Source organism: Flagellimonas alginilytica (assembly GCF_042134605.1).
Classification (GTDB): domain Bacteria; phylum Bacteroidota; class Bacteroidia; order Flavobacteriales; family Flavobacteriaceae; genus Flagellimonas; species Flagellimonas alginolytica.
This window is the reverse complement of sequence record NZ_CP169638.1, coordinates 939844-966798: the sequence shown is the minus strand read 5'-3', so window position 1 is coordinate 966798 and position 26955 is coordinate 939844. Positions and strand designations below refer to the sequence as shown.

The 26955-nt window shown below is 42.7% G+C and carries 18 protein-coding genes; 13 read left to right on the top strand and 5 right to left on the bottom strand.

Annotation, left to right across the window (positions count from 1 at the left end):
* Window positions 1–85 precede the first annotated feature (85 nt).
* From topA to ABTP35_RS04270, 7 genes are all read left to right on the top strand, one after another.
* On the top strand, window positions 86–2572 hold the full coding sequence (gene topA / locus ABTP35_RS04300; protein ID WP_252080653.1) for a type I DNA topoisomerase: 2487 nt from the start codon (window positions 86–88) through the stop codon (window positions 2570–2572).
* A gap of 1 nt (window position 2573) precedes the next feature.
* Window positions 2574–3731, top strand: coding sequence for a formimidoylglutamase (locus ABTP35_RS04295; RefSeq protein WP_224836383.1), 1158 nt, complete (start codon window positions 2574–2576; stop codon window positions 3729–3731).
* Between the two features lie 122 nt (window positions 3732–3853).
* Window positions 3854–5233, top strand: coding sequence for a gliding motility lipoprotein GldK (gene gldK / locus ABTP35_RS04290; protein WP_224836384.1), 1380 nt, complete (start codon window positions 3854–3856; stop codon window positions 5231–5233).
* 89 nt (window positions 5234–5322) lie between these two features.
* Complete coding sequence (gene gldL / locus ABTP35_RS04285) at window positions 5323–5979, top strand: gliding motility protein GldL (RefSeq protein ID WP_224836385.1); 657 nt, start codon at window positions 5323–5325, stop codon at window positions 5977–5979.
* Between the two features lie 67 nt (window positions 5980–6046).
* Window positions 6047–7615, top strand: coding sequence for a gliding motility protein GldM (gldM, locus tag ABTP35_RS04280; protein WP_293293634.1), 1569 nt, complete (start codon window positions 6047–6049; stop codon window positions 7613–7615).
* Window positions 7616–7641: 26 nt separating this feature from the next.
* Entirely contained in the window at window positions 7642–8544 is a 903-nt protein-coding gene (gene gldN / locus ABTP35_RS04275; RefSeq protein ID WP_224836387.1) for a gliding motility protein GldN, read from the top strand.
* 116 nt (window positions 8545–8660) lie between these two features.
* Window positions 8661–9722: an FAD-dependent oxidoreductase gene (locus tag ABTP35_RS04270; RefSeq protein WP_293293638.1), complete on the top strand. Its 1062-nt coding sequence runs from the start codon at window positions 8661–8663 to the stop codon at window positions 9720–9722.
* Here the strand turns inward: ABTP35_RS04270 and ABTP35_RS04265 are convergent.
* Window positions 9704–10102, bottom strand: coding sequence for a DUF983 domain-containing protein (locus ABTP35_RS04265; protein ID WP_293293640.1), 399 nt, complete (start codon window positions 10100–10102; stop codon window positions 9704–9706). The genes ABTP35_RS04270 and ABTP35_RS04265 overlap by 19 nt on opposite strands.
* 66 nt (window positions 10103–10168) lie before the next feature.
* Here ABTP35_RS04265 and ABTP35_RS04260 point away from each other — a divergent pair, with 66 nt between their 5' ends.
* The 6 genes from ABTP35_RS04260 to ABTP35_RS04235 all read left to right on the top strand — a co-directional run bounded on the left by ABTP35_RS04260 (window position 10169) and on the right by ABTP35_RS04235 (window position 19192).
* Window positions 10169–12082: an ABC-F family ATP-binding cassette domain-containing protein gene (locus ABTP35_RS04260; RefSeq protein WP_293293642.1), complete on the top strand. Its 1914-nt coding sequence runs from the start codon at window positions 10169–10171 to the stop codon at window positions 12080–12082.
* A gap of 137 nt (window positions 12083–12219) precedes the next feature.
* Window positions 12220–13107, top strand: a complete 888-nt coding sequence (locus ABTP35_RS04255) for a leucine-rich repeat domain-containing protein (RefSeq protein WP_224836391.1) — start codon at window positions 12220–12222, stop codon at window positions 13105–13107.
* A gap of 149 nt (window positions 13108–13256) precedes the next feature.
* Window positions 13257–14378 (top strand): HlyD family efflux transporter periplasmic adaptor subunit, encoded by a 1122-nt coding sequence (locus ABTP35_RS04250; protein WP_293293644.1) that lies wholly within the window; start codon window positions 13257–13259, stop codon window positions 14376–14378.
* A gap of 12 nt (window positions 14379–14390) precedes the next feature.
* Window positions 14391–17681 carry an efflux RND transporter permease subunit gene (locus tag ABTP35_RS04245; RefSeq protein ID WP_293293646.1) on the top strand — a complete coding sequence of 1097 codons (3291 nt, stop codon included), beginning with the start codon at window positions 14391–14393 and terminating at the stop codon, window positions 17679–17681.
* The gene (locus tag ABTP35_RS04240; RefSeq protein ID WP_224836394.1) at window positions 17681–19006 is read left to right on the top strand and encodes a TolC family protein; all 1326 of its coding nucleotides are present in this window, start codon (window positions 17681–17683) and stop codon (window positions 19004–19006) included. The genes ABTP35_RS04245 and ABTP35_RS04240 overlap by 1 nt, the downstream gene beginning before the upstream one ends.
* Window positions 19007–19009: 3 nt before the next feature.
* On the top strand, window positions 19010–19192 hold the full coding sequence (locus tag ABTP35_RS04235) for a CPXCG motif-containing cysteine-rich protein (RefSeq protein WP_224836395.1): 183 nt from the start codon (window positions 19010–19012) through the stop codon (window positions 19190–19192).
* Between the two features lie 24 nt (window positions 19193–19216).
* Here the strand turns inward: ABTP35_RS04235 and ABTP35_RS04230 are convergent, their stop codons facing one another.
* The 4 genes from ABTP35_RS04230 to ABTP35_RS04215 all read right to left on the bottom strand — a co-directional run bounded on the left by ABTP35_RS04230 (window position 19217) and on the right by ABTP35_RS04215 (window position 26585).
* Window positions 19217–20422: an MFS transporter gene (locus ABTP35_RS04230; protein WP_293293651.1), complete on the bottom strand. Its 1206-nt coding sequence runs from the start codon at window positions 20420–20422 to the stop codon at window positions 19217–19219.
* Window positions 20423–20772: 350 nt separating this feature from the next.
* Window positions 20773–21573 carry a hypothetical protein gene (locus ABTP35_RS04225; RefSeq protein ID WP_252080646.1) on the bottom strand — a complete coding sequence of 267 codons (801 nt, stop codon included), beginning with the start codon at window positions 21571–21573 and terminating at the stop codon, window positions 20773–20775.
* Between the two features lie 23 nt (window positions 21574–21596).
* Window positions 21597–23312, bottom strand: a complete 1716-nt coding sequence (locus ABTP35_RS04220; RefSeq protein WP_293293653.1) for a SusD/RagB family nutrient-binding outer membrane lipoprotein — start codon at window positions 23310–23312, stop codon at window positions 21597–21599.
* A gap of 30 nt (window positions 23313–23342) precedes the next feature.
* On the bottom strand, window positions 23343–26585 hold the full coding sequence (locus ABTP35_RS04215) for a SusC/RagA family TonB-linked outer membrane protein (RefSeq protein WP_293293655.1): 3243 nt from the start codon (window positions 26583–26585) through the stop codon (window positions 23343–23345).
* Window positions 26586–26955 lie beyond the last annotated feature (370 nt).

The following is a 26955-nucleotide window of genomic DNA, read 5'->3' as shown; positions in this document are numbered from 1 at the left end:
TTTATTTGAATTTATGATGAAATCGATACCGGTAAATGCCGATGTTTAAATTTTAATATACTTTTGTTGTCACAAAACCCAGTGCATGCCAAAGAATTTAGTTATTGTAGAGTCCCCCGCAAAGGCAAAGACCATTGAACGGTTTTTGGGAAAAGATTTCCAAGTAGAGTCAAGTTTTGGTCATATCGCAGATCTTCCATCCAAGGAACTCGGTGTTGATGTTGAAAACGATTTTAAGCCAAAATATACCGTGGACAAGGAGAAGAAGGCCTTGGTGAAAAAGCTTAAGGATTTGGCAAAAAAAGCGGAGACCATATGGCTGGCCAGTGATGAGGACCGCGAAGGAGAGGCTATATCTTGGCATTTGGCAGAGGAGCTTGGTTTGGACAAAGACAAGACCAAACGGATTGTGTTTAACTCGATTACCAAATCGGCCATTCAAAAGGCAATAGAAAACCCAAGGGACATCAACTACAACTTGGTGAATGCACAACAGGCCAGAAGAGTGTTGGACCGACTGGTGGGGTATGAGCTTTCCCCGGTACTTTGGAAAAAAATAAAACCAGGACTATCTGCAGGTAGGGTACAGTCCGTGGCTGTTCGGTTGATCGTAGAGCGTGAACGTGAGATAGAGGCATTCACTCCAGAAGCATCGTTCAGGATAAAGGCTGAATTTAAGACAGATGGAGGGAGTACTTTTGCTGCCAAGTTAAATAAAACCTTTCCAACAAAGACCGAAGCTGAGAGTTTTTTAAAAGAAAACATAGGGGCTGACTTTTCGGTTTCCGATCTGGCCAAAAAGCCTGCTAAAAAATCACCTGCCGCACCATTTACCACATCCACATTGCAGCAGGAGGCATCACGGAAGTTATATTTTTCGGTAAGCCGAACCATGCAGGTAGCACAACGTTTGTACGAAGCAGGTCTTATTACCTACATGAGAACGGACAGCGTAAATCTGTCCAACGAAGCCATTGCCGCGGCAAAAGAGGCAATTCTGGACAATTATGGCGAAAAGTATAGTCAGACCAGAAATTTTACAGGCAAGACCAAAGGTGCGCAGGAGGCCCACGAAGCCATTCGGCCAACCGATATGAAGCTACAGTCGCCGCAATTAGAGCGCGATCAGGCCAAACTATACGAGTTGATCTGGAAACGTACCTTGGCTTCTCAAATGAGCGATGCCCAATTGGAACGTACCAATGTAAAAATACAAGCAAGTACCCATAACGAAGAATTCTCCGCGAACGGCGAGGTGGTTAAGTTCGATGGTTTTCTAAAAGTTTATCTGGAGGGAACCGACGACGAAGATGGGGAAGAGCAAGAAGGAATGTTGCCTGCCATGGTTGTGGGCGAGGCATTACAAAATGTCTACATTTCCGCAACTGAAAGATTTTCGCGTCCGCCTTACCGCTATTCCGAAGCTTCTTTAGTGAAGAAATTGGAAGAATTGGGAATCGGCCGTCCATCTACCTATGCCCCAACCATATCAACCATTCAAAATAGGGGATATGTGGAAAAAGGTACCGTTGAAGGATCGGAACGCAAATATGTACAGCTTGTTCTGGAAAATGGAAAAGTGTCCGATAGCCAACTCAGTGAAATGGTAGGTTCCGAGAAAGGAAAAATAGTGCCGACCGATATAGGGATGATCGTAAACGACTTTTTGGTTACGCATTTCACCCAAATTTTGGATTATAATTTTACAGCACAGGTCGAAGAGGATTTCGATGAAATCGCATCGGGTGATGAGGATTGGCAGGAAATGATGAAAAATTTCTATAAGGATTTCCATCCCAATGTATTGGAGGTGGAAGAAAACGCCGAACGTGCCAGTGGCGAGCGGGTGTTGGGCACCGATCCAAAATCTGGGCGACAGGTATCCGTAAGATTGGGTCGCTTTGGTCCCATGGTGCAGATCGGTACCGTGGACGACGAGGAAAAGCCGGAGTTTGCCAGTTTGCTGCCCGATCAGTCCATTGGAACCATTACTTTTGAAGAGGCGATGACGCTTTTTGAACTGCCCCGTAAACTAGGTGTTTACGAGGGTGAAGAAGTTGAGGCCAATGTAGGGCGCTACGGTCCATATGTAAGGTTCGGGAAAAAGTTCATCTCTTTGGATAAAGGCGAAAGTGCTTTCGATGTAGATATGGATAGGGCCATTGAACTGATCCAGGCAAAACAGAGAGCCGATGCCCCAATTGCCACCTACGAAGGAAAAGATGTTACCAAAGGTAAAGGTAGGTTCGGTCCTTTTATAAAATGGGACGGTATGTTCATCAATGTGAACAAGAAATACGATTTCGACAATCTTTCCGATGGCGATATTGCCGAATTGATAGAGGCCAAAAAGAAAAAGGAGGCAGAAAAACTCGTTCAAGAATGGCCCGAGGAAAAAATCAGGATAGAAAAAGCGCGTTGGGGAAGACACAATATTATAAAAGGTAGGGTAAAAGTGGAGCTCACCAAAGATGTGGACGCTACCAAAATAACATTGGAAGAAGCACAGGCGCTATTGGAAAAGAAATCACCAAAGAAAAAAGCCAAGACAAAAGCAAAAGCTAAGAAATAATATGGCCTTCGATTTTCTGGTTCCGGTCAAGGACAAAGTATTGGCACATTCCGAATTGCTGCCAGAACAAGCATTGGGCAAAAACATTCACGTACACACCGAACAGGATGGACTTCCGGTATTTGCACATGCCGATGTTGCTATATTTGGTGTATTGGAATCCAGAAACGCATTCGAAAAAAAACCCGAGAAACTTGATCTCGACGAGGTGCGGATCCAGCTTTACCGTTTAATGATGGGCAATTGGAATTCCACCATAATCGATATTGGCGATGTGGAAGAAGGTAATACGGTAGAAGATACATACTTTGTAGTAAAGGAAATTGTAGCGGGCCTATTGGAAGAGAACATTATTCCAATTGTACTGGGGCTTACCCAAGATATTACCTTTCCGACCTACCGTGCTTTCGACAAGATCAAGAATATGGTAAACTTGGTCTCCATTGATAGTAGATTCGACTTCGGGGAGGATGATGAGTTGATTTCATCCCATTCCTACATGAGCAAGATCATTACGGACAAACCAAATAATCTTTTTAATTTTTCAAATATTGGGTATCAAAGTTATTTCAATGCCCAAGAAGAGAAAGACCTGATGGAGCGTTTGTTTTTTGATGCCTATCGCTTGGGCGAGATCGCTTCAAACATAGAATTGGCCGAACCAGTGTTGCGCAGTAGCGATATTGTAAGCTTGGATCTAAGGGCGATACGGGCAAGCGAAATGGGAATGGCCCGTAATTTTTCCCCCAATGGCTTTACCGGTAGGGAGATCTGTGCCATTGCCCGTTATGCGGGTATAAGTGACAAAGTATCGCTTTTCGGTATCTACGAAGGCGAAAACTCTCATCAGGCATTTCAGATGATCGCCCAGATCATTTGGTATTTTATAGAAGGACTGAGCTATAGAATAAAGGAATATCCCAGTTCCAAGAACGAAGACTTCACAAAATTCACCGTACCTACAGATACGGAAGAACTTATCTTTTACAAAAGCCACATTACAGAAAGGTGGTGGGTAGAAGTACCAACAATTTTAGCGGAACATACTAAAACAAATTCGGTGGCGTTATTACCATGCACCGAAGAGGACTATTTGGATGCTTGCAACCAAAACATTCCCGAAAGGTGGTTCAAAGCTTACAGAAAAGGCTTGAACTAAATAAATTAATTTTTGACCATTAATTGTTTTTAACACAATAATTTATTCAAAAATCAGTTTTGAGAATAATGAACCTGTGTATAACAGTTATAAATCTTGAATCGAACAATTTAACCTAAAGTATGAGAAAGCTATTCTTGTCATCTATAGCACTTGTTTTTTTGCTTACCAGTTGTGGCTCTAAATCAAAGTCAAAAGGTGAACTAGTTGGGGTAAGGGGAAAAAAATGGCATCCAGAAAAACCCTATGGAATGGAACTGATTCCCAGAGGCGCCTTTGTAATGGGTAAAGCCGAAGAGGATCAGGCAAAAGTATTGAACGCTCCCACAAGAACGGTAACCGTACGTTCCTTTTACATGGACGATACGGAAATCACTAATAGTGAGTACCGTCAGTTCGTGGAGTGGGTCAAAGATTCCATTGTACGGACCAAATTGGCCATTTTGGCCGATGAGTTGGGCATTGGTCCAGAAGATGAAGGTATTGGAGAGTACGCTTTTAAAGATACCGATACCACGGAACTTTCGGCATACGATAAATATATGCTCGACAATTATGCGGGACTGGGAGCCACCGGTTACGAAGGCCGTGCATTGAACAAAGATGTAGACCTTGTTTGGGATACCTCCGAGTACCCCGACGAGTATTACTCCGAAGTAATGGATTCCATGTACCTTCCCGAAGAGGAAAGCTACAATGGTTTAAGGAGTATTGATGTTACCAAAATCAAGTACAAATACAGCTGGATGGACATCGAAGCTGCCGCCAGAGCTAGAACGGGCAGCAGAAAAGACTTCATAAAACAAGAAGAATTGGAAATTTATCCGGATACCACCGTTTGGATCCGAGATTTTGAATACAGCTACAACGAGCCAATGCACAACGATTACTTTTGGCACGATGCCTACAGCGACTATCCTGTGGTAGGGGTAAACTGGATGCAGGCCAAGGCTTTCTGTAACTGGAGAACCAAATTCAAGAACGACGATCAAAAAAGTCGTGGAAAGCAGTTTGTAAACCAATTTAGATTGCCAACAGAGGCCGAATGGGAATATGCTGCAAGAGGAGGTATCGAAGGGGGAACATATCCTTGGGGAGGGCCTTACGTAATAAGCGATACAGGTTGTTTTATGGCCAATTTTAAACCACAGCGAGGGGATTATGCGGCAGATGCTGCCCTGTATACCGTAGAAGCAAAATCTTTTGAGCCAAACGACTACAACCTTTACAATATGGCAGGTAATGTTTCAGAGTGGACCAATTCCAGCTTTGATCCAGGGGCCTACGAATATCTGTCCACAATGAACCCGAACATTGGTTCACAGGACAATCAAAGAAAGGTAATCCGTGGCGGGTCTTGGAAGGATGTTGCCTACTTCCTACAAGTAAGTACAAGGGATTACGAGTACCAGGATTCGGCAAGAAGCTACATTGGCTTTAGAACGGTTCAGGATTATATGGGAGAGGAAGACTCCACAAGAGGTCAAGGATTACCTGACTAATTAAAATTCAACTAGGGGAACATTATATAAATAACAAGTAAAAGTAGTAACCAAATACTTATTTATATAACTTAATTAAAACTAGAATTATGGCGCAGTCAAAATCAACAAAAAAACTGTTTAACATGGCCTACGGGCTAGGAGCATCGGTAGTAATTATTGGTGCATTGTTCAAGATCCTTCACTGGGAGTTCGGACCACTTACAGGTGGACTTCTTCTTGCCGTTGGACTTATTACCGAAGCATTGATCTTTGCTATCTCTGCATTTGAACCAGTAGACGACGAGTACGATTGGTCTTTGGTGTACCCAGAATTGGCTGGAGGACAACAGAGTGCTTCCAAAAAACAAGAAGCCAAAGATGCCCAAGAAGCCGAAGGTCTTCTATCCAAGAAATTGGACAACCTACTTAAAGAAGCTAAAATCGATTCCGATCTTTTTGCCAATTTGGGTGAGAGTATCAAGAGTTTTGAAGGTGCCGCCAAGAATATCACTCCTACAACAGACGCTATTCAGCACACTAAAAAATACTCTGAGGAATTGTCTCATGCAGCAGCACAAATGGAGTCTTTGAACAGCTTGTACAAAGTACAGTTGGAAAGCGCTAGCAGACAAGCTTCCATCAATGAAGAAGTGGTACAGAACGCAGGTGCCTTGAAAGACCAAATGGAGTCTTTGGCCACTAACCTTTCATCTTTGAACGGAGTGTACGGTGGTATGCTTACAGCCATGGGCGGAAAAAACTAATTAGAGGTTTTTGATCAACAAAAAACAAAACCAAATCAAATTAATTATTAAACCTAATTAGAAAAACATGGCAGGAGGAAAACAAACACCACGTCAGAAGATGATCAACCTTATGTATTTGATCTTCATCGCGATGTTGGCACTTAATATGAGCAAGGAAGTACTTGCAGCATTCGGACTTATGAACGAAAAGTTGGAAACTTCCAACACGAGCATGGATTCCAACAACGCTAGTTTCTTTGCTAGCTTGGAGACAAAAGCTTCCGAAAACGCAGAGGAGTACGGCGACTTGTACGAAGATGCCCAGAAGGTAAAAGAACTTTCAGATGACTACTACAGCTATTTGGAAGGATTGAAAAAAGAAATGACCGCAGATTTGGAAGACCCAAAAGACTATGTGGTTATGGACAAGTCGGATTACTTGGACCAAAAATTCTTTCAAGGGGACAATTTGGGCCCAGAAGGAAAGAAGTTCATGGACTACATCAACAACTATCGTGATGGCGTGATCAATGCATTGCCAGAAGGTAAGTTCGAATCCTTAAAAGCTGCGGTTAAAGCTCGTTTTGCAACAGGTGACGCAGAAGGTAAGGTTGAGAAAAGAGACGGAACCCGTCAAGATTGGATCAACTATCACTACGAAGGATTCCCATTGGTAGCTTCTTTGACCAAGATGACCCAATTGCAGGCCGACATCAAAACAACCGAGCAAGAGGTGTTAAAGACCCTATTGGAAGGTGAGTTGACAGAAGCGGTTTCTTTAAACAATTTCAAAGCTTCGTTGTTTGCAAATAGATCTGCTTTTTATAGTGGTGAAGAATATGATGGTAAAATAGGGGTTAGTAAAACGGATAATACTTCCACACCTATTGAAGCTGAATTAACCTTGGATGGAAGACCATTGACCGAAGGTAAGGATTACGAATTGGAAGCAGGAGGAATTAAAATGCTTATTGGAACTGGTAATCCGGGAGATCATAAAATTGCAGGAACAATGTTTTTTATGCAAGATGGAGAGAAGGTTCCGGTTGAAGTTGATGATACATTTACAACAATCCCAAGACCTAATGAAGCTGTGATTTCGGCAGATAAGATGAACGTGGTTTACCGAGGTGTTTCCAATCCAATAACGATTTCTATGCCTGGAGTTTCTGATAATAATGTAAAAGCTTCTGCGCCAGGATTAAGCCAAAGAAGTGGTAGCAATTATATTATGAACCCAGGAACTGGTAGAGAAGTCACTATTAATGTTACTGGAGTTATTGATGGAAAATCTTTTCCTTCAAAGAAAACTTTCCGTATCAAGGATATTCCAAGACCAAGTGGAACCGTTCGTGGGGAGTCCGGAAGCATTAAAATGCCAAAGAACAACTTGGAAATCGCAACTGTTAGCGCTATGTTGGAAGACTTTGATTTTGATTTGAACCTAGCTGTTAGCCAGTTCAAGTTCAAAGTGCCAGGTCAGCCTACCGTAGTTGTAAATGGAAACAAATTGGATGCAAGAGCCAAATCTGCACTTAAAAGAGCAGGTAGGGGCGAATCAGTCCAGATATTCGATATCCAAGCCTACATCACAAACAACAAGAGTTACAAGTTGAAAAAAGTATCTCCTGTAGTGGTTGAGCTTACTAACTAAGAAGTATAAAAAGTATACAAGTTATCATGAATTGGAAGAACGCATTATTAATTGGATTGTTGGGCATATTGCCGGTATCGATCATGGCGCAGGCAAATATTTTGAACGCCAAGATGCCAGAGGATATAGGTAAGAAAACCCAAGCTCAGATCGAGCAGGACAACGATGAGCCTTTGGAATATGGTTATGTGGACGATAGGGATATCCTTTGGTCCAAGACTGTATGGGAAATCATTGATCTTGACGAGAGAGTTAACTTTCCATTATATTATCCGACCGATACCATAGATATCGGAAAGGACAGAAGGTCACTGTACCACGTTTTGATGAAAAATATCAGAAATGGAAATCTTACCGAGATTTATACAGACTCCTACTTTACTGAAAAAAGAAAGTTGGAAGACCTTGGAGCCACTTTGAGCAAGGTAGATACCACAGACCTTGGATACGAGCAGGTAAATGCCGGTGAGGCAGTTTCCCCCGAGTTTATAAACAAAAGGGATTTGACCGCAGCCGATATCGAGGAGTATCGCATAAAAGGAATCTGGTATTTCGATAAACGCCAAGGTGAGCTTAAGTATCGCTTATTGGGAATAGCCCCAGTTGCCCCGGACGTAAACTTTATAGATGATGAGTCTGTAGATCCGGGACAGAACAAAGTAGAGTTGTTTTGGGTATGGTACCCTGCGGCCAGGCAAATTTTGCACGAAGCCAAAGTGTACAACCAACGAAATTCGGCAAGACCCCTTTCCTTTGATATGTTGTTGAACGCACGTCGATTCAACGGTGTTATCTACCAAGAGGAAAATGTTCACGAAGATCGTAAAATCAGCGATTACATATTCGATAATGCACTGTTCCAGCTCTTGGAAGGCCAAAGAATAAAAGAAGGCATTCGGGACAGGGAACAAGATATGTGGGCTTACTAAGCCGAATAATATTTCCAATTCAATAGAACAGGACGCCGCACTTAGTGCGGCGTTTTTTTTGTTTTATACTTGGGCATGAATTGTGGTAAGATCACCTATATGCCTAATTTTGCAGTATGCTGGATTATATAATAGTAGGTTTGGGTTTGGCGGGCATTTCTTTTTGCGAAGTATTGGAAAAGGAAGGCAAAACCTTTACCGTGATCACCGATGAGTCCCAGAGAGCATCCCAAGTTGCGGGAGGATTGTACAACCCGATAATCCTTAAACGGTTTACCATGGCATGGAAGGCAAAGCATCAACTGGAAATGGCAAAGCCATTCTATCGGGACTTGGAAGAAAAATTGGGCGTAAAACTGGATTATGAGCTTCCCGTATTGCGGAAATTTGCTTCCATTGAAGAGCAGAACCTCTGGTTTGAGGCGGCAGACCGTCCCAATTTAGGGCATTTTCTATCCAATAAGATCATTACCAATGTCAACCCTGCCATCGATGCACCTTATGGTTTTGGGGAAGTTAAATTTACGGGTAGGATCGATACGGGTTCTTTGGTTCGCAACTATAAAGATCATCTTAAAAAATCGGATTCGCTATTGGAGGAATCTTTTGATTTTGATCAGTTGCTTGTATCGGAAGAAAGCATAAAATATAAGTCCACTGTAGCCAAAAACATTGTTTTTGCCTGCGGATATGGGCTCAAGCAAAACCCGTATTTTGGATATTTGCCCCTAAATGGCACAAAGGGGGAACTGTTGATCGTACATGCCCCTGAGTTCAAGGAGGAAAATGTAATCAAGTCTTCCGTGTTTACCATCCCAATGGATAGTGATCACTATTTGGTAGGGGCTACTTATAAGTGGAAAGATAAGACCAATGCACCCACCGAGGAGTCCAAAAAAGAGCTTTTGGAAAAACTGGAAACCTTCTTAAAATGTGATTTTAAAATTGTGGATCATGTTGCGGGTATTCGCCCCACTGTTGTAGACCGCAGGCCATTGGTCGGAAGGCACCCGGAACATCAAAATATGTATGTGTTGAACGGATTTGGTTCCAGGGGGGTGCTCATCGGGCCCTATGCCTCCAATCAATTATTTGATCATATTGAAAAACAATCGGAGCTTGATCCAGAAATGGATGTGCAAAGATTTACCAAAAAATACTACTTTACCACTTCGTGATTTTTAACAGCGGACGGGTCGTATTTTACAAAAAAGTTGATCCAAATATTTCTGGATAGCCTTAGAATAAGTGGCATAAAAACGATCAAGGTGCCTACAATGGAGATAAAGGTTGTTACCAAGGATGTACCTAAAAACAGGAAAGAAACTACAAAAGCCGCCACAGCAAAGGCAACACCGACCGCATAGCTCACGTACATGGCCCCATAAAAAAAGGAAGGCTCGATCTTGTATTTTAAACCGCAATGCGAACATCTATCGTTCATGCTAAAAATTTTGGACAATGCATAAGGGTTGGAATTCTCATACATACTTTCTTCGTGGCATCTTGGGCAGTTTCCTGTTAAAATGCTGTACATTTTGGTTCCTTTTTTTAACATTTGCAAGGCTTTTGCGCAAAAGTACACATTCACCAAATAATTAAATGTAATCAAGGTCACATATAAATGCTAAATATTCATAACCTATCTGTAGCTTTTGGAGGAGAATATCTGTTCGAGGAAATATCCTTTCGTCTTAACGGGGGCGACAGGGTTGGACTTATCGGAAAGAATGGAGCGGGGAAATCCACAATGCTAAAACTATTGGCCAAGGAAATGCCTTTGGACGAGGGCACCATTGCTACCGAGAAGGACGTGAAGATAGGTTTTTTAAAGCAGGACATCGACTTTGAAGAAGGTAGGACGGTGTTGGAAGAGTCGCATCAAGCATTTGCGGAAATCAAGGCTTTGGAACTTAGGCTGGACGAGATCAATACAGCATTGGCAGAACGTACCGATTACGAAAGCGAAAGTTACCATCAACTTATGGTGGATCTTACCGATGTTACCCATCGATATGAAATTTTGGGAGGCTATAATTACCAGGGCGATACCGAAAAGGTGCTACTCGGCTTGGGATTTAAAAGGGAGGACTTTAATAAATTAACGGACACTTTTTCCGGTGGATGGCGCATGCGCATAGAATTGGCCAAACTTTTATTGCAGAGCAACGATGTGTTGCTGCTCGATGAGCCTACCAACCACTTGGATATCGAATCCATTATTTGGTTGGAACAGTTTCTACGCAATTTTGCCGGAGCCGTCGTAATTGTTTCGCACGATAAAATGTTCTTGGACAATGTCACTAACAGGACCATTGAGATCTCTCTTGGACGAATCTACGATTACAATAAACCATACACACAATTCTTGGTGCATCGGAAAGAAATAAAAGAACAGCAGCTGAGTGCCCAAAAAAACCAAGAAAAACAAATTCAGCAGACCGAACGCTTGATCGAGAAGTTCAGGGCAAAATCCAGTAAGGCCTCTATGGCGCAATCCCTGATCAAAAAGTTGGATAAAATGGATCGTATAGAGGTGGATGAAGAGGACAACAGCGTAATGAACCTTAGATTTCCGGTTTCCGTGAACCCTGGAAAAGTTGTAGCAGAATTGGACGGAATTGGCAAAAGTTATGGTCCCAAAAAAGTATTGGAGGGAATAGATTTATTGGTAGAGCGCGGAAGTAAAACGGCCTTCGTGGGTCAGAATGGTCAAGGCAAGACCACATTGGCCAAAATTATGGTTGGCGAACTGGATTATCAAGGTCATCTAAAAATGGGTCATAATGTGCAATTGGGCTATTTTGCACAGAATCAAGCCGAATATCTGGAGGGCAATAAAACCGTACTGGACACCATGATCGATGCGGCCAATGAGACCAACCGAAGCAAGGTCCGTGATATTTTGGGCTCTTTTTTGTTCAGGGGGGATGATGTGGAGAAGTATGTTAAAGTACTTTCAGGAGGAGAGCGGAACCGTTTGGCCCTGGCAAAGATGTTGCTCCAGCCCTTTAATGTGTTGGTAATGGACGAACCTACCAACCACCTGGACATTAAATCCAAAAATGTTTTAAAACAGGCACTTCAGAATTTTGAGGGTACTTTGATCTTGGTTTCCCATGACCGGGACTTTCTTCAAGGGTTAACAGATAGGGTTTACGAGTTTAAAAAAGGCAACATAAAGGAGTATCTCGGAGATATTGATTTTTATTTGGAGCAACGAAAAATGGACGATTTCCGAAGCGTTGAAAAAGGTGAAAAGAAAAAAATCGAGAAACTTCAGGAAAAACCGAAGGAAAACGATTATCAAACTCAGAAAAAACAAAAATCCCTTAAAAATAAATTGAGCGGTGTCGAAAAGAAAATCTCCCAATTGGAAAAGGAGATTGCCAATATAGACCACGAGCTGCTCATGGATTATGATGCTACCATAGCAAAGCCCAATTTTTTTGATTCGTATGAGGGTAAAAAGAAAGACCTGGAATCTTTAATGGAGGATTGGGAAAACATTTCTCACGAGCTGGAATCACTGGATTAGGGAAGTAATCCTACATTTTCACATCGTTTTTTTACTGATACACAACAATAAAGCGTGTATTCGTCGATTATATTTGTAGGGTAATTCTTCTTTTTCTTACTTTGTAAGTAAATTCGCTACAAGAAAATAAGTATTCAATGATTCGATCAGCCATTTTTTTCTTTTGTTTAATGTTTTGCTCGGCCATTTCGCTGGCCAGCGGACAAGTTTCCAAGTCCGAAAAAGCCGCTTTGGTGGATCTATATAATAGCACCAATGGAAAGGAGTGGAATGCTCCATGGGATTTAGATGCGCCTGTCGACACTTGGAAAGGTGTGGAGGTAAAGGACGGGAAGGTTGTGGGCCTGACCCTTTTTATGAACAATTTAAAAGGGGTGTTACCAGAAAGTATTGGTAAATTAAAGCACCTGCACACCTTAAATTTGGCGTTTAACCAAATTACCGGCATACTTCCATCGGATATTGTTAAACTTGAAAAACTTAAGGTTTTTCGTTTGGAAATGAATCGAATCAAGGGTGAAATTCCCTCAGAAGTAGGAAAATTCAAGGAAATGGAAGTCTTTTCCATGTTCAACAATTTTTTGAGCGGACCAATTCCGGAAGGCTTTGGTGAACTTGAAAATTTGAAAGAGCTTAATCTATCCAGTAACAATTTAAAAGGAGCCATCCCAAGATCAATTGGTCAACTTTCCAAATTAGAGGCATTGGGACTTTTCGAAAACATGTTGGAAGGTCAAATACCGGCGGAAATCGGAAATTTGGGCAAACTGAAGGAATTGGTGTTGTCCAACAATAGATTGGGAGGAGAAATCCCAGCAGAGTTTGGACAATTGGCAAGTCTTGAGATATTGCAGCTCCAGAACAATCAGTTCAAATCCTTTAATGTGCTACGAGCAATGGACACAAAACAGTTCCTGGTTTTTGACACGGATGATAAAACATTGAATCCCAAATTTAACGATCTACAATTTGAGCGTACTCGAATGGCAGATACCAAGTTTGAGGATGATGACGAAAATGAGTAGTTAAATTATTACTTTAGTTTGTTTGGTTAGGGGATGCCGTTTGGGGTCCCCTTTTTTTATTATCTCAGTTTTTTAAGAGATTTTATGAAATATTTAACCAATGTAAAAGATGTAGGCGATAGATTTGCAAGGCATAAACCAACTAACACATGCGAAAGCTCATCATATCAGCAGTTGCTGGAGGCATAATTATTTTTGCTTCACTATATTTTGCAGGCCTAATTGCGGGTGGAAAAGATAATAAAAGACCACCCTCCCAAAAAGTGGTTAAAACCGTATTTGTAGATACCATAAAAAACACCACGGTACCTATCCAAGTGCCCGCCAATGGTAATCTTAAGGCAAAAAAGCGAGTGGAACTCTATTCAGAGGTCCAAGGAGTATTTAGGCCAGGGAGCAAATTGTTTCGAACAGGGCAACCTTACACTGCCGGACAGACCTTGATCAGAATAGATGCGAACGAGTACTATGCCACTGTGCAATCTGCCAAAAGTAACCTGTACAACTTGCTCACTTCAATTATGCCGGACCTTAGATTGGATTATCCTGAGATTTATCCAAAATGGCAGCAGTACTTAAATAGTTTCGATTTGGACAAAACCACGCCCGAATTGCCCAGCTTGGATTCGGAAAAGGAAAAGTTCTTTATAACCGGAAGGGAGATCATTACTACATATTATAACGTTAAGAATCTGGAACAACGTTTGTCCAAGTATACCATTACGGCACCCTTTAATGGCATTTTGACCGAAGCCTTGGTTACCGAGGGTACCTTGATAAGGTCCGGGCAAAAGTTAGGGGAGTTTATCGATACAGGATTGTATGAGCTAGAAGTATCCGTGAGCAAAACCTATGGGGACTTCCTTAAAGTGGGGAAAAAGGTAAACCTGACCAATTTGGAAAAGACCAGAACGTTTGTTGGCGAAGTAACCCGAGTTAATGGTAGGGTAGACCAAAATTCACAAACCATAACAGTGTATATCGAGGTGCGCGGGGATAATTTAAAAGAAGGTCAATATCTCGAGGCCAATTTAGAGGCCAAAGAAGAAACCGATGCCATAGAGATCGATCGGTCATTACTATTGGAAAACAATCAAATTTTTGTGGTAAAAGACTCCATCCTTGACCTTATGGATGTAAGTCCCATTTTTTTTACAGATAAGACCGTTGTGCTAAAGAACGTTCCCGATGGAGAAGTTATCGTTTCCAGACCAATGACAGGGGCTTATGCAGGCATGTTGGTAAAAGTATTCGACGAAAATAAATCCTAAACCTCCGCGGCCATGAGAAAACTGATCTCGTATTTCATAAAATACCACATGGCAGTAAATGTCTTTATTTTGGCATTTTTTGTTTTTGGGGCAGTGGGGATACTTTCGCTAAAATCTTCCTTTTTTCCACTAAACGAAGCTCGTAATATTACCATTTCCATTGCCTACCCTGGGGCATCTCCCCAAGAGGTCGAAGAAGGTATCGTACTAAAGATCGAGGATAACCTAAAAGGACTCGAGGGAGTTGAGCGCGTTACTTCCACATCAAGGGAAAACAGTGGTACCATCAATGTGGAAATCGAGAAGGAAAGGAATGTCGATTTTATGCTGTTGGAAGTAAAAAATGCTGTGGACAGGGTTCCTACCTTTCCCACCGGAATGGAACCATTGATAGTTGCCAAGCAAGAACCCGTAAGGCCCACTATCAGTTTTGCAGTGAGTGGGAAGGATATACCGCTGGCCACACTAAAGCAAATTGGTCGCCAAATAGAGAACGATCTTAGGGCAATCGATGGCATTTCCCAAATTTCAATAGCAGGTTATCCGGATGAAGAAATAGAAATCGCCGTAGATGAGAATAGTCTATTGGCCTACAACCTTTCCTTTGCCGAAGTGGCACAAGCAGTGGCCAATGCCAATATTTTGGTAACCGGGGGTAATATAAAGACCGTGACCGAAGAATATCTGATAAGGGCAAACAACAGATCCTATTATGGAGATGAGCTTTCCAATATAGTTGTAAGGGGAGATGCGGCCGGTCGTGCAATCCGCTTAAAAGATGTCGCTATTATTCGGGATAGATTTTCCGAGACACCCAATGCATCTTATTTTAATGGGGAACTGGCGGTTAACATTACGATTACAAGTACCAATACAGAAGATTTAATGGGCTCTGCCGAAAATGTAAGGCAGTATATCCAGGATTTCAACGAAAAATACACCAATGTTGAGCTTAATGTAATCGATGATAGATCCACCACATTGACACAGCGTACCCAATTGTTAACGGAAAATGCTATTGTTGGGATGCTTTTGGTCTTGGTCTTTTTGTCACTTTTCTTGAACACCAGATTGGCATTTTGGGTTGCATTCGGGCTTCCCATTGCATTTCTAGGAATGTTTGTTTTTGCACCCATGTTCAATGTTACCATCAACGTGCTCTCTTTGTTCGGGATGATCATTGTTATCGGTATTTTGGTGGATGATGGTATTGTAATCGCGGAAAATATATATCAACATTACGAAGATGGTAAATCGCCGGTAAAAGCCGCACTGGATGGAACCATGGAGGTGATACCGCCAATTATCTCGGCAATAATTACCACAATCTTGGCCTTTTCCATTTTCCTTTTCTTGGATAGTCGGATTGGGGAATTCTTTAGTGAAGTTTCCGTGATCGTTATCCTAACATTGGTAGTTTCACTTGTGGAAGCATTGATTATTCTACCTGCTCACTTAGCACATTCCAAGGCTCTCCATCGTCATAAAAAAGAACCCAAGACCGCAATTTCAAGGGTTTTTGCCAGACTTAGGGTGATCAATAAAATAGGGGACAGACTAATGAACTACATGCGGGACAATTGGTATAGCCCCGTACTCCGTTTTATGATGGACTATAAGATTTTGACCTTTGCATTGTTCTTTATGGCCCTCGTTCTAACATTGGGGTCTATTAGTGGAGGAATAATTCGAACCGCTTTCTTCCCTAGAATTGCAAGTGATCAAGTCTCCATACAGTTGACCATGCCCAATGGAACCAACGAAAAGGTTACCGATTCCATTATAAGCCTAATTCAGGACAAAGCGCATATTGTAAACCAGGAATTGACCGATACATATTTACAGGGCATGGATAAAATGCTGTTCGTGAATATGATCAAAAATTTAGGCCCCGGTTCATCATCCGCTCGATTGGAAATTAACCTTTTGCCCGGAGAAGAACGGCCAGATGGGATACGGTCAGATATGGTTACCACAAGGCTTAGAGAGTTGGTAGGCCCAGTGATCGGTGTGGAAAGCCTTATTTATGGCTCGGGAGGCAATTTTGGTGGAAATCCAGTATCCGTTTCCCTATTAGGGAACAATATCGAAGAGTTAAAAGCAGCAAAGGAAGAGCTTAAACAAGCTATGGAGAGCAACGCGAACCTAAAAGATGTTACCGACAACGACCCAGCTGGAATCAAAGAAATAAGACTGCAATTAAAAGAAAATGCCTATTTGTTGGGACTTGATCTTCGTACGGTGATGAACCAAGTAAGGGGTGGTTTCTTTGGAGCACAGGCACAACGATTTCAACGTGGTCAAGATGAGATAAGGGTTTGGGTGCGTTATGACAGGGAAAATAGATCATCGATTTCCGATTTGGACGAAATGAGAATCTTGGCGCCCAGTGGAGATCGCATCCCATTAAAAGAAATTGCCACTTATACCATTGAGCGAGGGGATGTAGCCATCAACCATCTTGAAGGACGCAGAGAGATACAAGTATTCTCGGATCTTACCGATCCGGAAACGACCAGTGGAACAGATGCCATGCTATGGGTTAGAAATGAAGTGCTGCCAGAGATATTATCAAAGTATCCATCCATAACACCATCCTACGAAGGACAGAATAGAGAGGCCAATAAATTGATCGGATCTTTGGGCTTTGTTGGCCCCATCGTTATATTTTTGATATTTATCGTGATAGCCTTTACTTTCAGAAGTATAAGTCAACCCTTATTGTTGATTTTTATGGTACCCTTTAGCCTAACTGCAGTTGCTTGGGGACATTGGATCCATGGATTTCCGATAAATGTACTATCCATGCTCGGAATTATCGCATTGATTGGGATTATGGTCAACGATGGATTGGTGCTAATAGGTAAGTTCAATATAAACTTACGTAGTGGTATGACGTTCGACGATGCCCTCTATGAAGCAGGACGTTCCCGATTTAGGGCCATATTTTTAACATCGGTTACCACAATTGCAGGGTTGGCACCCTTGCTGCTCGAAAAAAGCCGTCAGGCCCAATTCCTAAAACCCATGGCCATTTCCATTGCATACGGTATTGCCTTTGCTACGGTACTAACGCTGTTGATGCTTCCTTTGTTACTGTCCTTCGGAAACAATGTAAAAGTATTTGCCAAAAAACTTTGGACAGGAGAAAAGGTTACCAAGGAAGAAGTGGAAAGAGCCATTCGGGAGCAGCAAGAGGAGGAGGAAATGGAAGCGGATAGTCAACCTATTAATGGTGCCGATAACCGGCAAGTTTCCCATAACGGAGAAGAAACCCAAAAAGTTACAGAAGAGACCACCTAATGAAAAGCATTTTTTATACCCTGTTCTTAACATTGTTTTTATCTGGTCCATTGGCCATGGCCCAAGATCAACTCCTTACAAAAGAAGAGGCCATTGATCTGGTCTTGGAGAACAACCTGGACATTCAGGTTGCCCGCAACACAAAGCAAATAGACGATAACAATGCGGATATTCTAAACTCTGGCTATTTGCCCAGTGTAACCGGGAATGCCAGCGGAAGTATTGATAAACAAGATTCCGAAGGTGTTCTTGCCAATGGCGATACCAGAACCGCCGAAGGAGCAGAAACCAGAAGATATAGTGCCGCCGTAAATGTGAACTATACCCTATTCGATGGTTTGGGCCGTTATTATAATTATAAAAACTTTAAGGAGCGTTCCCAGCAATCGGAGCTTGAGGTGCGCCAAACCATAGAAACAACCATTTTACAGTTGTTCACGGTGTATTATGAAGCAGCTCGCCTTACGGAGAACACCAATACCTTGGAACAAGCTCTGGAAATTTCCAAGGATAGGCTTAAAAGAGCAGAGTATCAATTTGAATTTGGACAGAATACGGGTCTGGATGTCCTCAATGCAGAAGTCGATATCAATACGGACAGTATTAACCTCTTAAATTCCAGACAGCAGCTAAGAAATACCATGAGGGATTTAAACTTGATACTAAATCGTGAGCTTTCCTCAAATTTTTCTGCGGACACCACGGTGAATTTTGTACCCGAACTACAAATGGAAAGTATGTTCAACGAGGCCCAGTTAAACAACGTGAGGCTACAGATCGCGGAAAAAGATTTAAATATGGGACTCAATAATATTAGAGTGGCCAGAAGCGGTTATCTGCCAACGATTGGCCTTACAGGAACTTATGGCTGGAACGAGTCCAATAATAACAGTCCATTGGCTTTTGTGCTCCAAAATACTTCTACAGGAGTAACGGGAGCCATTAACCTTACTTGGAACCTGTTCGATGGTGGCAGCACCATTACAGGGATAAAAAACGCCAAAATCGCTTACAAGAACCAAGAAATTGCCAAGAAGCAGATTCAATTAGAGGTGGAAAGGGATATCCGTAATGCTTGGGATAGTTATACCAACGCCCTTTTTGTATTGCAGGTGCAAGAAAAGAACCTACAGACCAATCAGAACAATTTTAAGCGAACGGATGAGCGCTACAAACTGGGCCAAGTTACTTCCATTGAGTTTAGGCAAGCACAGCTAAATTTACTGAATGCGGAATTGGCCAAAAGCCAGGCAAAGTACAATGCCAAGTTGGCCGAGCTTCAAATGCTTCAAATTAGCGGACAATTGCTCAATGTAGATTTTTAATTTATGTACGAACACTTTTTCCAATGTCCGTACTGTTGGGAAACCATTTCTTTCTTGCTGGATAGTTCGGTAAGTGAACAAATGTACATAGAGGATTGTGAAGTATGTTGCAATCCCATAGAGGCAACAGCCAAATTCCAAAATCGGGAAATGGTATATTTTAATGCTCAAGAACTGGGGCAATAACTTGGTTTTAAGTCGATTTGGTATTTAATCCCTGATTGCTTCTTCTCTCTTTTTCTGAACCCTTTGTGTATAAATAATGGCAATACCGATAGCGGCACCCATAAAGGCCAACATACCGCCGACCAAACTGGAGTAGTTCACCTCCAGACCAAATACCATGGGCAAGCCACCAAAATAAGCCCCTGAAGCATTACCCATGTTAAAAGCACTTTGGTTCATGGACGAACCTAGGTTTTCTGCCCCCTTGGCAGCTTTTATTATGGCAATTTGGATTGGAGTGGCAATTGAAAAGGTGATTGCGCCCACAATAAAACTCAGGGTATAGATAGCGATGCTGCTTTCTGCCAAAATAGAATTCAAGATCAAGGCCAGTGTCATGCAGAGCATACTTATGACCACGGATTTTACGGGATTTAAGATTTCTACCATTCTTGCACCTATGAAATTTCCAAAGAACATTCCCACACCGGCAATGATCATTACATAGCCCACATTTGCTTCGGGCAGTTTTGTAATGGTAATTACCAAGGGTGCTATATAACTGTACCAAGCAAAGAAACCTCCAGTGCCCACGGTGGTCAACAGTATTAAAGCCCAAAGCTTTTTGTTTTTGAGTACAGGTGTTTCATTTTGATTTTCCTGAGGGCCAACCTCTTCTAAATTTTGTTTTGGCATCCAAAAATATAGACTCGCCAAGGTGGCGATCCCGGAAATCCCGACCAGTAAAAAAGAATAGCTCCAATGCCATTCCTGACCAATATATGTGCCCAATGGTACCCCTAAAATATTGGCTACCGTGAGTCCGGAAAACATTATGGCCATGGCCTGCGCCGCTTTGCCAGGTTTGGTCAAGTATCCCGATACAACGGCACCTATACCAAAAAAAGCACCGTGAGGCATACCAGAAAGGAATCTAAAAAGCATCATGGTCCAATAGTTTCCGGAAAATGCGGATAAAGTGTTAAAAACCGTAAACCACAACATTAAAAAGAGCAATGTTTTTTTGGGGTTAAGACCAGAAGTAAGCCTAGCCATAAAAGGAGCTCCGATCACCACTCCCAAAGCATAAATGGCAATAAAATGGCCAGCTTTTGGGATAGATATTTCTAGAGATCCAGCAATATTTGGCAGAATGCCCATAATAACAAATTCCGTAAGCCCAATACCAAAACCACCAATGGCAAGAGATAAAAGTGCTTTCTTATTTGTTGGTTGTGAAGAGTTGTCCAAACTAATTTAATTAGTGGGCAAAGTTACGTGGTATTGTTTGAATTGAAAGCAAACATATTTACACAATTCTGTGTTGGATTGCCTTTATTGGGAATAAAAAACAGCCTTGAGGATTGGACTAATTCAAATACATTCAAAAAATGAAACAGATACTTTTGAAAAGATATTTTGGGTTCAAGGCTGTTCTGAAGATTACTTTTTACTTGCCCTAAACTACATTTACTTACAGTTTTTTGAGGTAATCCTCAACCACAAGTACCTATCCCGATTTAATAGAACTGTTTTTAAGTAAAACAAAAGTCCCGCTCCAAATTGGAGCGGGACTTTCTGGGTTGGATAGTATGTAAAGATCAATTGATGCATGGCAACGGATTGGGTCCAAAAGGCCCGAGCACATCACCACTTGGTGTTTCAATTGTATAAACATGCTCTTCTTCAAAAGCACCACTTGTATAAGATATGACCAGCGAACTTGTTCCATCGGGCACTTCTACATTAAAGGTAGCGGCGTCGCCAGCGGTGAAGGTGTAATCCGTTGCTACGCCATCGATCTCGAATGTTACAAAAGCACCGTCCCAACCATCACCGAATAGGTCTTGCATTTCGATTACCCAAGTTCCCGGCACTGTTGTCCCGGAAATAGGTGAACACTTCACCAGAACAATAAAATTAAAGGCCTGTAACTGCTCTGGCTGACCGGTAATCGTAGCACTATAATTGTCCACGGTGGTCACGGTGCCATCGGTGCCGGTGGACTTGCCCAAAAAGCGGATAAAATCACCTCCCGAAATGTCGTCTATCGTAATTCCAAGAGCACTTGCAATATCTGGGTATGGAATGGAAATGTCACTAGGAAACTCTGTAATGGTCATAAGCTGGACCGTGTCTGTGGAAACCCCACCAGATTCCAAGGTTACGCTTAGTTCCCAAGAGGCCACATTGTCGCTAGGGTCATCTACAGTGCCGGTTAACGAAGAGGAGGCAAGGTCGCCTTTGGCCACAATGGTTTCATCTAAAACTATCCGGACATAGGGCGAGGCCGAATCCTCTAGTTCAAAAACATTGAACGGGTTTTTATCGCTGTCTTCACAGGCGACAATCCCAATAGCTAAGAGTGCCAACCCGATTATATATTTAAAGTTACTTTTCATCTGTATTGTTTTTTTGTTATGAATCAATCAACGAAACCATCAGGGTTGGTATCCCAGAACACCGGTGTACTCGGAGCGCTCTTTTGCGTAATATTGGTGTTACTGTCCGCTGCCGTCTGTGAATACCACATAGACCTTAGGAACGGTCCTGGGTCGGGAGTTGTGAAGGCCGGTGTAAGATTATCGGGCTGCCCTGTTCTTCTATACGTATTGTAGGCTTCAATGCCATTGCACCAAAGCGCAATAAAATATTGCTCTACAATTATGCGTAATTTGCCGGTATCATCGGCAGCATCATAACTGGTCAATATTTCCGCGACATGGTTGTCTATGGCCGTGGTCGTTGCCTCAAAACCTGTTCCGGTTGCCAAGGAGGCTCCAAAATTTGCCACGGTTCCAATGGATTGTCTTATGCCCGATTCCAGATAATCCCTAGCATTTCCAGTTGTATTTAAGGTCAATACGGCTTCTGCCAACATAAAATAGGTGTAAGAGGACATCAGTATGGGGGAAATGCCAGCGCCCACCAGTCCTTCGTTAATGGCGGCTGATCCCGATACATTTCTAAATGTATTGTCGTCAAAAGGGCCGCCCACAGGGTATGTGCCGTGCAATGTTCTAAAAGCATCATCTGGTGGAATACCGTCATCGTCCAAGTGGTTTCTGCCCCAATATCCGCTGAGCCCATTGGTGGACGGTACCAAACAATAGGGTTCCGATGGGTCCCACCAGGAAGGCAAGGATATTTCGGTAACGCACTCCTTGGTGACTACATCAGCTCCGGAATAGTCCTCCTGTTGACGGTAAAAATAATACCGGATTCTAGGGTCTGGTTCACTATACTGGTTGGCCATTAGATTCATATAATAGTTGGATGTATAAAAATCCGAACTAGGTCCGGCGCCGTCGTAATTGGCATCGAAATATGGATGTCTACTATCAGGTGAAGCATTGTTTGTGCCCCATTGAAAATAGAAATCATCGGAAGCGTCCAAAATCAATTGGTTGCTATTGATCAATTCGTTGATGCGCGAGGTAGAAACCGAGGCGCCAAAACCTTCTGCGTTTGCCAAACGTGTCTGTAGATACAACTTTAGGCGCATGGTGTTGGCCACCTTTCTCCACTGCCCTTCGTTTCCGTTATAGAAAAGATCGTTCAACGGCAACGAAGTTTCGTCCTTGCCGAGGTTTGCAATGGCCTCAACCAAGAGCTGGTCTGCTGCCTGATAAATGGATGCGCCGGAATCCACGGTTGGATTAAGGATGCCTTCGCCGCCCGAAACTGCTTCGGAATAGGGAACATCTCCAAAGAAATCCACCATCGACATCATTATATAGGCTTCCAAAATTTGTCCTATGGCGATGTGTGTATATTGCCCGGCTTCTTCGGCCAAGGGATTCATGGTGCGTATGTCTATCAATGCCCGGGCATATACATTGTCCCAAACCCGGTCAAAATCCGATGGGTCGTAATTCTCGCGGTATGTGGGTCCAAAACCATGTTGCATACGGACCGGTTCCATGCCAAACTGACTTAGTCCGTTCTCTGCACGTCCTTCTTCGCCAGAATGGATTTGTGCGGTCATTAGTTGTATTTGATTCAAAAAGAAATCAACACTCGCCTGCGAGGGGTTCAATGCATTTGGGCTCTCCACAACATCTAAAGATGTGGTCTCGCAGCCCAACATGATTGTCAGTGCAGCGATTAAGAGACTTAGTATATTTGATATTTTTTTCATAATATATTTTTTGATTCTAGTTAGCTGCTTTTAAAATGATGCTCTTACGGTAAGACCATACCTTCTTGTTGAGGGCCCCGTAAAGAAATCGATCCCTTGACCATTGCCCACACCTGTACTGGAGGAGTTGGTATCGTAGCGCACATTGTCCGGAAAGTTTACTGCTTTGTACCATAAATTGGTTCCCGATAGTGTTAGCGAAAGGCTTCCGAAGGGTGTTTTGTCCAACATTTTCTTTGGAATGCTGTAGCCCAAGGAAGCTTCTTGAACACGGATAGTAGTTCCATCAAAAACATTCACTTCGTTAATGTCCCCACCAAAGAATGTGTTGAACCCAAATTCGGTGGACGATATGGCCACGTTGTTTGGAGTACCGTCCGCAAATACGCCGGGCAACACATAATTGGTTTCCCTATCTATTGGGTCATCTGGATCTACTACTCCACGACCAATAAGCCCTGCTGTGGTCACCGAGTATACATCACCGCCATGGCGGTATTGAAGGTTTGCGGAGAGGGTGAAATTCTTATAGGTAATGGTAGGGATCAATGCTGTGGTCCAATCTGGGTTGGGGTCACCGATTTCTGTGATATTGTTGTCCACCAAATAGCGTCCGTTCGGCCCAACTACCTTATTGCCATTGTCATCTCTTTGTATGGTGCTGCCAAGCAATACACCAAATGGTCGGCCTTCTACTGCATAGTTTGCCGCCTCGCCAGCAACCGCAAAGGTCAATAGGATATTGTTGGTGCCTTCTGCCAAGTCGGTGACAGTAGTTTCGCTTGCTGTAAAATTACCAGCGATGTTAAATCCGATACCAGCTTCACTTTCCCTTAAGATATTGAAGTCATAGTCCGCTTCAATACCTTTGGTCTCTACTTCTCCGATGTTTACAAATGTGGAGCGGAAACCTGTTGAGCTATCCAAGGTGCGGTTGGTAATAAGGTCCGTAGTTGATTTTTGATATAAACTCAGATTAAAATTGAGTCTGTTGAACAATCGGGTGTCCAGACCAATTTCCAGTTCTTGTACTCTTTCTGGAGATAAATCCCGGTTACCCAGAATATCGGAAACCGTATTTCCGGAAACTACATTTCCATTAAAGTCCACAAAGGTTCTTGCGCCCAACGAGAGAACATCCCGAGTGTTAAAAGGTGTTGGGAAACCTGCAGATGAACCATATCCTACCCTAAGTTTGGCATAGTTGAGCACATTTCCTTGCAGTGATGGAAATGCAGTGGTAGGTATAAACGAAACACTGGCGCCGGGGTAGAACAATGAATTGTTTTCTCTTTCCAATGTAGAGGACCAATCATTTCTGCCCACCACGTTCAAGTACATCCAATCTTTGTAGGATAGGGTGGCGTCCAAATAAATACCGACCAGATTTTCTTCAAAATTTTGATTTAGATCGATTCCTGAAAAGGAGTTCACCGATGATGGTGTGGTGAAGTTGTAATGTTCCAATACTCCAAACACCAATTGCCCTTGACTTTCTATTCCATCTTGTGCAAAGGTGTCCCTTCTACTGTTCGCGCCCAATGTAGCGGTGAGGTTAAAGTCGTCGGATAGTCTTTTCTCTGCACTTAAAATAAGATCGTGGTTCCAAATGGAGTTTCTAACCGAACTGGTTCGTAAGATTCCCAAAGTTGGACCATCCACACCACCTCTGTTTTGTCCATAAGAGTTTAACTCTGTATAGGTGTCCAGACCTACACGATAGGTGAGGTTCATCCAATCGTTAAGGGCATAGCTCATGGAGACATTTCCTGTAAACCGGTCTGTTTCTTGGGAGGTCTTTGAGTTTGCTACGGTCCAATATGGATTTTGAATGTCGTTACCAGATCTATAGTACAAACTTCTTCCATCTACAGCTTGGAACGGTAGGTTGGTAAGATCTACACTCCGTGGTGTGTAAAGTACGTCGCCAAAGATAGCGGAACCATCAAAAGCAGCACCACTACCCGTACTTACTGCATTGGGTGGCGACTTGTATCCGGTTCTTGCAAAGTTGAACACCCCGGAAACGGTAAAGTTATTGGAAAGGGCGGCGTTGCCCCCTAAACTAAAATTGTTTCGTAATAACCGGTTCCCTGGGGTTACCCCGATATCTTCCGTTCTACCGTAATTTGCATTAAAGCTTACTTTTTCCGACCCTCCTCGAACATTTACAGAGGTACTGTACACGTAACCGGTTCTAAAAAATTCTTCGACGCCGTTGTAGGGTTTGTACAAATATTGATCATCCAATAAGTCTTCATAGCCAGCAATTAATGTAGGGTCGGCTATATAGTTAAAGGGATGCTGCAAAACAGCAACGCCATTGGGCCCTGTGCTCAGGTATTGTCCCGCCGAGGCAATTCCGTCATCATCCGTTCTATCGAATCGTGGACCCCAGTTACTAAAAAAGTATCCAAAGCCTTGGTGGAAACCACCGCCATAATTATCCTGAAATTTAGGAAGTACCGCTTTGGACATAAATACGGATTGTGTTACGGAAACTTCGGTCTTGGTAGGAGCATCGCCTGTGGCGGCACCTTTGGTGGTGATCAGGATTACACCGTTTCTGCCACGGTTACCATATAAAACCGTTGCACTTAATCCTTTTAGGACACTTACACTTTCAATATTATTGGGGTCAAGATCCAAAAATCGGCTGGACTCGGTGTTTCCGTCCAAAAAGTTGGATTGGGTATTGGTACCTGAATCAAATGGGATTCCATCAACAATAAATAGGGGTTGGTTGGATTGGGTTGCCGATGAATACCCTCGGATGATAATGTTGGTTCCTGAACCGGACATACCGTTGTTGGAGGTAATATTTACCCCTGCTACCTTGCCGTTCAATACCCGGGCCACATCTGCTTCGGGCCTGGATTCTACCTTATCGGACTCTACCGTGGTCACTGAATAGCCCAACGAACGTTTTTCCCGAACAATACCTTGGGCGGTTACTACTACCTCTTCGAGTTGAGAGGCATCTTCTTGCATTTGTACATTGATCGTACTTGCATCGCCTACACTTCTTTCCAGTGTTCTTTGGCCCAAATACGAAAACACCAGTACATCTCCTGTACTGGATTGTAGGGCGTAGTTGCCATCAAAATCGGATTGTGTTCCACGTACCGTACCCTTAACAACGATGTTTACACCGGGCAAGGGCACGCCATCTTGGTCGGTGACCGTTCCGGTGACCGTTTTTTCCTGGGCATGGGCAAATAGTATGGATAAACACATTGCCGCTAGTGCTCCAAACAGTTTCTTTACTTTCATACGATTAAACTTTTGTTAGTAATTTGAAATGAGTTAGGGCAACTGAGAAAGGTGGACGGCGCAAGGATATTGATAGCTAATTCAAATAATACTTCTGGGAAGTGAACAAAACTCAATGGATTTTGTTTTTTTTAAGAAGTAAGGCCTCTCACCGCCCTACCTTTACAATTGCATAACAAATCAATCCAAATTGGTTTTGGAACAGGTACTTTTTAAACGGCGAGAACCTTATAAATCGAAATCCCTATGGGGAAGTACCGATTTTAACATTCTAAGAAATGTAACAGTAACTGTTTGATAATGAGTAATAAAAAAAGTCTCTTGAGAGGACAAGAGACTTTTTCCGTTAGGTCCAAACCATTTTTGAAGA